The following is an 11637-nucleotide window of genomic DNA, read 5'->3' as shown; positions in this document are numbered from 1 at the left end:
TACTTCTTTAGTCGCAAGAAAAGAAACTACCCAAGATGGATTCAGCGACTTCTTCGAAAATTATCCGTTTTGCTATTCTTTTTTTCCTTTCCATGCTGTACGGGAACTCCTTCTTTTTGTTAAATTCTAAGCCATAGAAAAGGGAGATTTAAAGAATGCACGTTCGTTCCTTTCAATTAAGCGACGTTACCCCTGTGACTGAATTGCTGCAGACCGCATTATCGGAAGAATGTTTCGAGAGCACTATCGAGCCTTTCTCCAGGCAGCTTTCATGGGATTCCGATCTCATTGTTGTTGCCGAGGATGAAGGGGAGATTGTTGGTGCGCTGATTGGTACGATCGAGAAGAACCACGGCTGTTATTTCCGCATTGCCGTCCATCCGGATTACCGCCGCAGAGGAATCGGCAGAGGTCTTGTATCGGCAATGGAGCACAGGTTTCAGGCACGCAAGGTCAGCGGTATTTTTGTAGCCGTTGATGAGCATAATTCATTTGCTCTGCCGCTGTATGAAGCCATGGGATATGGCGAGAATCAAATCTTCAAGTCGGTAAGGAAGCTCAGCATTGTCGGATAGCATTCTTTCATCCCGGTGCTGCGTAAGCGGAAACATTTTCTAGAGCAGAGAACTATAGCGACTGGTACGCCTGCAATGATTATGAGTATTAGAAGTACATACTTTTAGTATTGAACGCGTGCTTGCATAGTCTGATTCATTATACTGAAGCATATCTTCCCGCAGTCCATTGCAAATGGCCGGGAGATATGCTTTTCTATTGTTATGGACTTGAATGACCAATGAGAAGCAAGAAGGTGGCCTATGAACCGGGAGCTTGAAGAAGATTTCATGCGGAGCCGCAAGCAGAGATACCGAGCCGTCACACACAGGAGAACCCATTCCTTATCGGGAAGAGGCTGGGTCCGCGATGTGCGGGATTGGGCAATAACTGCCGTAGTTGTATTCGCATTGATGTCGCTGCTCAATATATTTGTGTTCAATGTCTCAACTGTTATAGGCCAGTCCATGCAGCCGACGCTGTTTGAGGGCGAGAAACTGATTATTAACAAGCTTGCCTTAACCTTTAAAAGTCCCGGAAGAGGCGACGTGATTGTTCTGCATGACCCAAGCACCGGACCGGACCGGAAGGATTATCTGGTAAAACGGATTATCGGAATTCCCGGCGACAGGGTGGAAGTGCGGAACCACAGGCTGTATGTGAACGGCAAGCTGACGGTCGAGCCCTATGTGGATACGGAAATACAAGACCCGGATTTCGCCCAGCTTACTGTTGAAGAAGGAACCTATTTTGTGATGGGTGACAACCGGCATGCCGGGGCAAGCAAGGACAGCCGGTATTTCGGCAGTGTTCCGCAGTGCAGCATTGTCGGCAAGGCTGCGTATATCTGGTGGCCCCTCGGCAAGGCGAATGCATTATAAGTGAAGGAGAAGGCGGAAATGAACAATAAAATTCAGTCATCCTATGCTCCCCCGCCTTCGAAATGGGAAGGTCTCAAAGCTGAAATTAAGGCTGCCGCATCTGAACTCGGCATTGACGATATCGGGTTTGCATCTGCGGAGCCGTTCTTATATTTGAAGAACATTCTTCAGGAGCACCGTGACAACGGATATGATTCCGGTTTTGAGGAGCCGGATCTAGATAAGCGGACCATCCCCGCTCTGCAGTCAGGTGAACCGCCGCTGTCGATCATCGCCATCGCAGTGGCCTATCCCTCCAAAATGGAGAACCCGCCCAAGTCTGAGCCGGGCGCACGCCGTGGAATTCTGGCCCGGGCTTCCTGGGGCAGAGATTATCACCAGGTGCTGCGCGAAGCGCTGGCGAAGCTGGAGGGCTTCATCCGTGAGCGGGTGCCGGGTGCAGTACTGGAGAGCCAGGTGGATACAGGGGTGCTGGTGGACCGGGCGGTAGCTGAACGGGCAGGGATTGGCTTCAGCGCCAAAAACTGCAGCATCATCTCTCCCAAATGGGGCTCATGGATCTATCTCGGGGAGATGGTGACGAATATTCCCTTTCCCCCGGATACGCAGATAGATGAGGGCTGCGGAGACTGCACGAAGTGTATCGACGCTTGCCCGACCGGGGCGCTTGTTGGTCCCGGGCAGCTGAACGCCCAGGCCTGTATTTCGTATCTGACACAGACCAAGGGCTTTTTGAGTGATGAATATATGACCAAGATCGGCAACCGGCTGTATGGCTGTGATACCTGTCAGATTGTCTGTCCCAAGAACCGGGGGAAGAACTGGGATCACCGCCCGGAGCTGCTGCCGGATCCGGAGATTGTCAAACCGCTGCTGCTGCCGATTCTGGAACTCAGCAACCGCGGGTTCAAGGAGCAGTTCGGCAGCAGCTCGGCAGCCTGGCGGGGCAAGAAGCCGATTCAGCGCAATGCTGTGATTGCGCTTGGCAATTTCAAGGAGACGGCGGCCGTGCCGAAGCTGGCCGGGATTGTACTGAAGGAGACCCGTCCGGAGATGCGCGGAAGTGCGGCCTGGGCGCTTGGGCGCATCGGCGGCGCAGAAGCGCTGGCGGCGGTAAACCTGGCGCTGCCGGGGGAAGAAGACGCGACGGTCCGGGAAATGCTGGAGCGGGCGCAGGACAAGCTGCAGCGGGAGGAGACGGAAAGGGCATGATTAATTCAGAGGAAACCGCGGCGAACATGGAGACAGCCGTATATTATGGGGAAATGGATTCCCTTATCGGTCCGCTGACGCTTTGTGCAACGGAACAGGGGCTTTGTCTTGTGAAGTTTGGCTCATTCGTGAAGAATGCGGGGGATATCGGGCAATGGCTCAAGGAGCAAATGGGCCTAGCGAAGCTGTATAAGGATTCGGCAAAATTATCCGGGGCCGTACAGCAGCTGGAGGCATATTTCTCCGGAGAGCTGAGGGAGTTCTCGCTGCCGCTGGATATGCGCGGTACCGTGTTCCAGCGGCAGGTATGGGAAGCGCTGTGTACCGTGCCCTACGGAGAAGCGGCCTCATATAAGGATATAGCGGTCCTGATCGGCAATCCCAAGGCGGTCCGCGCAGTCGGCGGAGCCAATAACCGCAACCCCGTGCCGGTTATTGTGCCCTGCCACAGAATCATCGGAGCGGGAGGAGCTCTTGTCGGCTATGCCGGAGGTTTGGGGATTAAGAGCACCCTGCTTCAGCTCGAGGCGGAGCATGGACTGCCGGACAGAACCGGGGCCTACCTCTTTTAGCGCCGTCTCCTTCACATCGCGGAGGCTCATTGGATTTGCCAATTGCTGTCCACTTCCCGAAATGCTATGATAGATTCGCGTGCCTACAGGGTATTGCAGACAATTTAGTACAGAGGTGGACTTTGGATGAACATTGCATTGCCCATTATTACGCTTGTCGTAGGTCTGATCGGTGGATTCTTCATTGGAGTGTATTATCTGCGCAGACAAATGACAACGATGCAGAATGACCCTGAAATGCTGCAGAAGGTTGCCAAACAGATGGGTTATAATTTGAACGGAAAGCAGATGCAGCGGGCCCAGCAGATGATGAAGAACAACAATCAGCCGGGACGCGCGCCCGCGGCAGGCAAAAGACAAGGCCGCAAGGGCAAGTAAACCGGTTCCGGATAAATGGAATTAGATACGGGTACGGAAGGGGGAGGGTTCATGGGGGGCTTCAAGGATTACATGAACGGCAAGGTTGCTGCGAACCGTGAGCAAATCGAGTACCACGTAGAGAAAATATTGGAATTGATCGGTGAAGACACCGGCCGCGAAGGGCTGCTGGAAACACCGGCCAGAGTTACACGGATGTACGAGGAAATATTCGGCGGTTATTCGATCGATCCCCGTGAGGCGCTTGGCGTGACCTTTGATGAGTCTCACGAAGAGCTGGTGATCGTTAAGGATATCGTCTACTATAGCCAGTGCGAGCATCACATGGCCCCTTTCTTCGGCAAGGTGCACATCGGATATGTTCCCAGCGGACGGATAGCCGGACTCAGCAAGCTGGCCCGTCTGGTGGAGGCGGTCAGCCGCCGTCTGCAGGTTCAGGAACGCATTACGGCACAGATTGCCGACATTATGACAGAGGTGCTGAATCCGCATGGGGTGATGGTCGTTGTGGAAGGGGAGCATCTGTGCATGTGTTCACGCGGGGTGAAGAAGCCCGGCAGCAAAACAGTAACTATGTCAACACGGGGAACCTTCCGGGAGGATGCACCGGCACGGGCGGAATTTCTGGCCTTGATCAAGGAATAGAAGACGGGGCTATGCCCAATTTGTGTATATGATAAAGAGCCCTCCGTCACTTCACAGTGATGGAAGGGCTCTTTATTTAGGTATAAGAACCGGAACCGCGAAGCTGCTTCTGGCTTGGCGCCGGCCGGAGCAGGGCTGCTTGCCATGCCTTCAATAAGGCTGCCAGACTAGCTTGCGGGCGGCGGTGAACCGTTCGGAGACATACGGCCAGTTCACAACCTTCCACCAGTCCCTGATATAATCGGCCCGGACATTCTGGTGCTTGAGGTAATAGGCGTGCTCCCATACATCCAGGGTCAGCAGCGGCACCACATCCCACTGGGAGAGATTCTGGTGTTTCTCCGCCGTCAGGATTTCCAGCCTGCGGGAGCGCGGGCTCCAGACCAGAATGGCCCAGCCTCCGCCCTCGACCTTATTCGCCGCTTCGGTGAACTGCTCCTTGAAGGAGTCGTAGCTGCCGAAGCTGCGTTCAATGGCGTCCAGCAGCGCACCGGTAGGACGGCCGCCGCCTTGTGGAGACATGACATTCCAAAAGATTGTATGCAGGTAATGGCCTGCCCCGTTGAAGGCGAGCTCCCGCTCCCAATGCTTCACGAGATCAAAATCCTTGGTTGTGCGGGCCTCGGCCAGCTTGTTTTCCGCTTTGTTTAGCCCCTCTACATAGCTTTGATGATGCTTGTCATGATGAATTCTCATTGTCTTTTCATCGATATAAGGCTCGAGCGCATTATAGGCATAGGGAAGCGGAGGCAAGGTGTGCCCCCCTATGGGGACTGACCCAAGCTCCCGGCTATCCGAGAGCGGGACAATGAGGGGAGGCTCGGCATTGTGCTCCGCCGCCGGATTGTCCCGGCCGCCGGAATCTTCCGGAGTGGCTGTGCCTTGCCCGGATTCCTCGCGCTTCCATGCCGGAGCCTGCCCGGAGGAGGCCAGCGAGTCCAGAACGCCCAGGAAATACTCTGACTCCCGCACAATATGCTGCAGCACGGTTCCAGCCAGCGGCTGCGCCTTCACCGCGGCGCTTCCCTCCATAAGGGCATACAACTGGCGGCTGAACTCTCTGGACTGGGAGCAGGCTGCCTGGAGCAGCTGTTCCGTTCCGGCGGCAAGCTCTGCCGGGCTGCAGCCCGGTGAGGCCTCAAGCAGCCGGCGCGCCGCCTGCCCGGTGGCCTCAAACACTATGGCCCATTCGTCCAGCAATTTAACATAAGGCTCCTCTAGCTGAGGGACAAGCGCTTTGATTACAAGCGTATGCTCCTGCTCTTGTTTTTTCCAGAATACGATTTCTTCGAGAATGCGCACTGGCAGCTGTGGCCCGTATACCTCTAGCATTGCATGCAGTCCTCCCCGTCATAAGTCTTCATCAGTTCATTCTATGAACGGAATCAGCAGCTTATGTGGGTCAGGAGGATTGTTTGCAGCCGGACAAAGAGCAAGAAGTGTTTCCCATTAAAACAGCGTACGCGGATGTAAGAGAATAGGCATCCGGTACGCTGTTCAAGTGAAGCACACTTCGGGCTCGCCGCCCCCCAGCAGATTATTCATTTGTCGCCAGAGTACTCTTGTCCTGCTGGACCTTGGCTAATTGCACATTGCCGAGAAAAGCGGACACCCGCCGCAAATACTCGCGCGGATGCTCACGGAACAGCAGCTCATGATGGCTGTCCTGCACAATCCAGGAATCCGAATACGGATTGCTCTGGTTGGCCGCAAGCTCTTCGGCAATCGGATAAGGCGCCTTGTCATCACTCGTCCCATGCAGGAAGAGTGTGGGAAAAGGATAATCCTCCGCTTTTACCTTGGAATAGGGAATCTGGTTCAGCCCTGTTCCGTTAAGCACCGGGAAGAGCAGCTCCATAATCTCCAGGGATGGCTGGCGGGGCAGATCAATATTCTGCCTGATGTTATGATACAGCGTATCCGGCTCCAGCAGGAAGGTGCTGTCCAGAATCATCGCATCGACATCCTTGGTGACAAGACCCGCCTGCAGAGCGGTGCCTGCACCCATTGAGAAGCCCCAGACCACAATCTCCTTGGCTCCATGCTCCTTGGCGTACTTAATGGCTCCGAGTAGCTGCTGGGATTCTTTTTTGCCGCCGGTAGCGATATCCTTGCTGGTCTTGGAGGCGAAGCCGTAATCAAACATCACTACGTTGAAATTGAGGCTGTGCGCATAATGGGCCAGATCATACATCGGCACCCAGGTTTCCTCGCGGTTGGCGCCATAGCCGTGGCTGAACACGATCGTCTTGGTTGAGCCTTCGGATGGAATGTACCAGCCCTGCATCGTGCGGCTGCCATCCAGCGCCGGAAAAGAGATGTCCTCATAATTCAGCCCCTTGGCCAGTGACGGGTTGGAATACAGCGGAGCCACTGTGGGGTTGGACAGCACCCAGGCGATATAGCCATGCAGCGCGATGAAGCAGAAGACAAAAAAGAAAAAAACCGACAGGAGCAAAGCGACAATAATATGTTTAACGCGAATCATCCGCAATGAAAGCTTGGGTGCAGCACTTGGGTTGTGCTCATCGGGCTTACGGGAGACCGGCGTGCCGGTATGCGTGGTTGCTAAGTCCATAGGGTCCCCTCCTATATTAGTCCGGAATTTACAATGTATGCGGCAGCAATCGGGAGCAAAGGTTTTCGATGTTAGAACGTAATCATGGGAATGTTGCCACTTCATGCCCAAGATTATCTTAATATAGTTCATATATTTAATCGTATGATTATGACCTTGCAAAGTCAATGAATTCGCCGCTTTTGTAACCTAACTGTAAAGTGCGGCCCAGTCTTTTCCGCTCTCTGGAACTGCTGGACTTTCCCGGGGGATTTGCACTAAGATAGAGTTGGTTATCTTAATTAATGTAACCGGGTTTCATTTGGTGAAACAGTTGGAGGGGGGATCACTGTGGAGGACCGGAAATTAACGGTACGCGCCGTGGAACGTGCGCTGGATATATTGCTGTGCTTTACGCAGGAGAGTGACTTGAGCCTGACGGAGATTTCCTCGAAAATCAGCCTGCACAAAAGCACGGTGCACCGGCTGCTGACTACGCTGGAGGAAAAGGGGTTCCTCCTGCGCAATGAAGCGACGGAGAAATATCGTCTGGGCATCCGCATCTGGGAGCTGTCCACGCATCTGCCGACGCTGGATGAGCCCGCAGCGCTGCTGCTCCCGGCGATGGAGCGGCTGCGCGACCGGCTGGGGGAGACGGTCAGCCTGTACCTGCGCGACGATCTGGAGCGTGTGCGCATACAGGCGGTGCAGAGCCGGCAGGCGATCCGCCGGGTGGCCCAGATTGGCGCCCGGCTGCCGCTTTCGGTAGGCGCATCGAGCAAGGTGCTGGCAGCCTATGCCCCGCATGAGGTGCAGGCCCGTCTGCTGGCCGATCCGAACTGGCCGGAGGCTGTGGACAGAAGCACCTATTTGGAGCAGCTGCAGGACATTACCCGCCGCGGCTATGCGACAAGCTTCGAGGAACGGGAGCCGGGGGCGGCGGCAGTGGCGGTGCCCATTGTGGGACGCAGCGGCAAGGTGGTTGCCGCGCTATCGCTGTCGGGGCCTGTCAGCCGCCTCTCCCGGGAGACACTGGAGGATTATGCAGTGATTTTGGCCGAAAATGCCGCGGAAATGGGTTTGATGATGGGTTAATAAATCTTATTTCCATTAAATATCCGAATTAGGGGGTAACTAGTAAGTGGAGGCGAAACGATCATGTTCTATAGGCTATCATGGTTAGCTCGGGGTCTGGGATGATAGGACGGGAATTGCAGTACCCGTTTCCAGTATGGCTTATGATTTTGCCCGTTGCGCAGCCGGTCAAGCTGCTGAACAATGCGGCTCTCAAATCGCCGAAGGAAGAGTGGGGCATCTCGCCCCGCGAAGAAGAAGTGCTGGAACTGATTATCCTAAGCAAGCCAATAAGGAAATAGCTGCGGCGTTGTTCATCAGCGAGCATACCGTCAAGAACCATTTAAGCCGCATTTTCACTAAAATGAACGTGGCCGACCGCTCGCAGATCATTGCCCTTGTCTATAAAAGGATTCAACAGCCCCCAATCAATCCCGCAGGGAGAGACCGGAGGCTGTTTGTGGTTTGGCAAGACCCGAGTTCCGGCTGCGATATGCGGATACCGGGTCTTGCCGCACGATTTATTCTACCGGCAGTGCAGAGTCTGAAGTGGCGGCATCGGCCAGCATCTGGCGGAGCACGGTCTGCAGAATCCCGCCATTGCGGTAGTAGTCAATGTCAACGGTGCTGTCGAGCCGGGCAATGACCGGGAACTCGAACTGGGTGCCGTCTTCTCGGGTGGCGGTGACGGTCAGCTCCTGACCGGGTACTACATCGTTTCCGAGTCCGGTGATATTGAAGATCTCGCGTCCGGTCAGTCCCATGCTGCTCCAACCATGGCCTTCCTGAAATTGCAGCGGCAGCACGCCCATACCGACCAGATTGCTGCGGTGAATCCGCTCAAAGCTCTCAGCGATGACGGCCTTGACGCCCAGCAGGAGTGTGCCTTTGGCTGCCCAGTCCCGCGAGCTGCCGGTGCCGTATTCCTTGCCTGCGATCACAATCAGATTCTGTCCGGCGGATTGATACAGCATGGACGCATCATAGATCGACATCACTTCTTCGCTTGGAAGGAAGGTGGTTACCCCGCCCTCCGTTCCCGGAGCAACCGCATTGCGGATGCGGATGTTCGCGAAGGTGCCGCGCATCATTACTTCATGGTTCCCGCGGCGCGAGCCGTAGGAGTTGAAGTCTGCCCGCTCCACGCCATGGCTGCGGAGATATTCACCGGCAGGACCGGAGGTGGAGATATTGCCGGCCGGCGAGATGTGGTCGGTGGTAACGGAATCGGCAAGCAACGCGAGTACGCGGGCATTGCGGATATCCTTAATATCGCCGACGCCGTCTGACAGATGCTCAAAGAACGGCGGGTTCTGGATATACGTAGAATTGTCATCCCATTCGTACAGCTCGCCTTCCGGCACAGGAATGGAATTCCAGCGTTCGTTGGCCGTGAATACATTCTCGTATTTGCGGCGGAACATCTCCGGACTCAGTGAGAGGCTGATAGCTTCGCGGATTTCCGCAGAGGTCGGCCAGATGTCGGCAAGGAATACAGGCTCGCCTTGCGGATCATAGCCCAGCGGCTCGGTCTTGAGATCAATATTGACGGTGCCTGCCAGCGCATAAGCGACGACAAGCGGCGGCGAAGCCAGGTAATTCGCTTTGACCTGGGCATGCACGCGGCCCTCAAAATTGCGGTTTCCGGATATTACGGCAGCTACCGTCATATCATTGTCTGTAATTGCCTGGCTGACTTCATCCGGCAGCGGGCCGGAGTTGCCGATACAGGTGGCACAGCCGTAACCGGCCAGATAGAAGCCCAGCGCTTCAAGCGGCTTAAGCAGATTGGCTTTTTCCAGATATTCGGTGACGACCAGAGAGCCTGGCGTGAGGCTGCTTTTTACGTATCCGGGTTTGGTCAGTCCGCGTTCTACCGCTTTCTTGGCCAGCAGGCCGGCTCCCAGCATTACGCTCGGATTGGAAGTGTTGGTACAGCTCGTAATGGCTGCGATCACAACCGCACCTGCACTGAGCTTGCTCGCAGTGCCATTCTTGTGCTGCACTTCCACAACCTCATTAATTTTCTCATCGCTGAGGCCATAGCCGCCCTTGTCCACCGGGGTGCGGATAATGCCTTCGAAGTTTTCCTTCATATGTGTCAGTTCGACCCGGTCCTGCGGACGTTTCGGTCCGGCAAGGCTCGGAACAACCGAAGCAAGGTCAAGCTCAATGATGTCGCTGAACTGCGGATCAGGCGTATCGGAGGTGCGGAACATTCCCTGTGCTTTGTAGTAGTCACGGGTAAGCTCCACAAGCTCATCCGGACGCCCGGTGCTCCGCAGATAGGCAAGCGTCTCGTCGTCCACAGGGAAGAAGCCGATGGTTGCCCCGTATTCAGGAGCCATATTCGCAACAGTTGCACGGTCCGCCAGTCTGATATTCGCCAGACCCGGTCCGTAGAATTCGACAAATTTGCCGACTACGCCTTTTTTGCGCAGCATTTGGGTGACGGTCAGTGCCAGATCGGTTGCCGTAGCCCCTTCTACCAGGCTGCCGGTAAGCTTGAAGCCCACAACATCCGGTGTCACAAAATAAAGCGGCTGCCCCAGCATTCCGGCTTCCGCCTCGATACCGCCTACGCCCCAGCCCACGACGCCTAGTCCGTTGATCATCGTGGTATGGGAATCGGTGCCGACCAGGGAATCCGGGAATACGACCGTTTCGCCGTCAATGGTCTTCGTGGTTGCCACGGAGGCAAGATACTCCAGGTTGACCTGGTGAACAATACCGGTTGCCGGCGGAACGGCGCGGAAATTGTTGAAGGCTGTCTGCGCCCAGCGCAGGAAGCGGTAGCGCTCTTCGTTGCGCTCAAACTCCACATTCATATTGTATTCAAGCGCATCGGCGGTGCCAAAGGCATCGACCATAACCGAGTGGTCAATAACCAGGTCAACCGGCACAAGCGGATTGATTTTTTTAGGGTCACCGCCGGCTTTTTTGACGGTATCGCGCATGGCTGCCAGATCGACAACCACCGGTACTCCGGTAAAATCCTGCAGCACGATCCGGGCCGGGATGAAGGGGATCTCTTTATTGCGGTCAATGCCGCCTGACCAATCGGCCAGCTGCTTCACGTGTTCTTCGGTAATTGCGTGTCCGTCATATTGGCGGACAGCCGCCTCAAGCAATACTTTGATGGAAAAAGGCAGGGAGGAAATATCGCCTGCGCCTTGTTCTTCTAGGGAGTTAAGATGATAGTAGCGATAGCTTTTGCCGCCTGACACCAGGGTACGGGCCAGCGAAAAATGGTCCTTGCTTGGCATATACGCGCCTCCTTGTTTCATCTGATGAAACTACATTTCAATATTTCGCATATCTCAAGTATAACGGTTACAAAGGGGGGAGTAAAGTTTTTTTTGCCGTTTAAACGCCCGGATTTAACAGCCGGATGTAAGGTTTTTACGTTTGGAAAAATGAGGTGGAGGCGGGAATAACGGCAGAAATGCCGTTAATGGGGCCCTGCAGGCGGGGCTAGGCGGGAATAACGGCAGAAATGCCGTTAATGGGGCCCTGCAGGCGGGGCTAGGCGGGAAAAACGGCAGAAATGCCGTTAATGGAACGCCGCAGGCGGAGCTAGGCGTGAATAACGGCAGAAATGCCGTTAATGGAGTCCCGCAGGCGGAGCTAGGCGGAAATAACGGCAGAAATGCCGTTAATGGGGCCCCGCGGTCGGAGCTAGGCGGAAATAACGGCAGAAATGCCGTTAATGGAGTCCCGCAGGCGGAGCTAGGCGGAAATAACGGCAGAAATGCCGTTAATG

10 protein-coding genes and 1 pseudogene are annotated in these 11637 nt (G+C 55.1%); 8 read left to right on the top strand and 3 right to left on the bottom strand.

Features of this window, described 5'->3' with window-relative positions; genetic code table 11:
• Nucleotides 1-155: 155 nt before the first annotated feature.
• The 5 genes and pseudogenes from HYD27_RS27820 (at nt 156) to folE (ending at nt 4243) form a co-directional block, all read left to right on the top strand.
• Nucleotides 156-575: a GNAT family N-acetyltransferase gene (locus tag HYD27_RS27820; RefSeq protein ID WP_219220776.1), complete on the top strand. Its 420-nt coding sequence runs from the start codon at nt 156-158 to the stop codon at nt 573-575.
• Nucleotides 576-818: 243 nt separating this feature from the next.
• Complete coding sequence (gene lepB / locus HYD27_RS27815; protein ID WP_219220774.1) at nt 819-1436, top strand: signal peptidase I; 618 nt, start codon at nt 819-821, stop codon at nt 1434-1436.
• 18 nt (nt 1437-1454) lie between these two features.
• A pseudogene (gene queG, locus HYD27_RS27810) lies at nt 1455-3220 on the top strand (tRNA epoxyqueuosine(34) reductase QueG).
• Nucleotides 3221-3346: 126 nt separating this feature from the next.
• Complete coding sequence (locus HYD27_RS27800; RefSeq protein ID WP_074086825.1) at nt 3347-3598, top strand: YneF family protein; 252 nt, start codon at nt 3347-3349, stop codon at nt 3596-3598.
• Between the two features lie 51 nt (nt 3599-3649).
• Nucleotides 3650-4243 (top strand): GTP cyclohydrolase I FolE, encoded by a 594-nt coding sequence (gene folE, locus HYD27_RS27795; protein ID WP_219220770.1) that lies wholly within the window; start codon nt 3650-3652, stop codon nt 4241-4243.
• A 150-nt stretch (nt 4244-4393) separates the two neighbouring features.
• On the opposite strand, the gene HYD27_RS27790 is transcribed toward folE, so the two are convergent.
• A complete protein-coding gene (locus tag HYD27_RS27790; protein WP_219220769.1) occupies nt 4394-5575 on the bottom strand; it encodes a Fe-Mn family superoxide dismutase in 1182 nt (393 codons plus the stop codon).
• 205 nt (nt 5576-5780) lie between these two features.
• On the bottom strand, nt 5781-6821 hold the full coding sequence (locus tag HYD27_RS27785) for an alpha/beta hydrolase (protein WP_219220765.1): 1041 nt from the start codon (nt 6819-6821) through the stop codon (nt 5781-5783).
• Nucleotides 6822-7151: 330 nt separating this feature from the next.
• Here HYD27_RS27785 and HYD27_RS27780 point away from each other — a divergent pair, with 330 nt between their 5' ends.
• Together HYD27_RS27780 and HYD27_RS32565 are read left to right on the top strand one after the other, a co-directional pair.
• Nucleotides 7152-7895 carry an IclR family transcriptional regulator gene (locus HYD27_RS27780; protein ID WP_219220762.1) on the top strand — a complete coding sequence of 248 codons (744 nt, stop codon included), beginning with the start codon at nt 7152-7154 and terminating at the stop codon, nt 7893-7895.
• A gap of 101 nt (nt 7896-7996) precedes the next feature.
• Entirely contained in the window at nt 7997-8176 is a 180-nt protein-coding gene (locus HYD27_RS32565; RefSeq protein WP_219220851.1) for a hypothetical protein, read from the top strand.
• Between the two features lie 219 nt (nt 8177-8395).
• Here HYD27_RS32565 and acnA read toward each other — a convergent pair whose 3' ends face one another.
• Nucleotides 8396-11140: an aconitate hydratase AcnA gene (gene acnA, locus HYD27_RS27770; protein ID WP_219220760.1), complete on the bottom strand. Its 2745-nt coding sequence runs from the start codon at nt 11138-11140 to the stop codon at nt 8396-8398.
• A gap of 316 nt (nt 11141-11456) precedes the next feature.
• Between acnA and HYD27_RS27765 the strand changes: the two genes are divergently transcribed.
• Nucleotides 11457-11637, top strand: a 181-nt coding sequence (locus HYD27_RS27765; RefSeq protein WP_219220758.1) for a hypothetical protein, incomplete at its 3' end; no start/stop codon positions are given.

The organism is Paenibacillus sp. S150 (assembly GCF_019352175.1).
Lineage (GTDB): Bacteria > Bacillota > Bacilli > Paenibacillales > Paenibacillaceae > Paenibacillus_AQ.
Note: the sequence above shows the minus strand (reverse complement) of the source record. Positions and strands in the feature narration are given on the sequence as shown.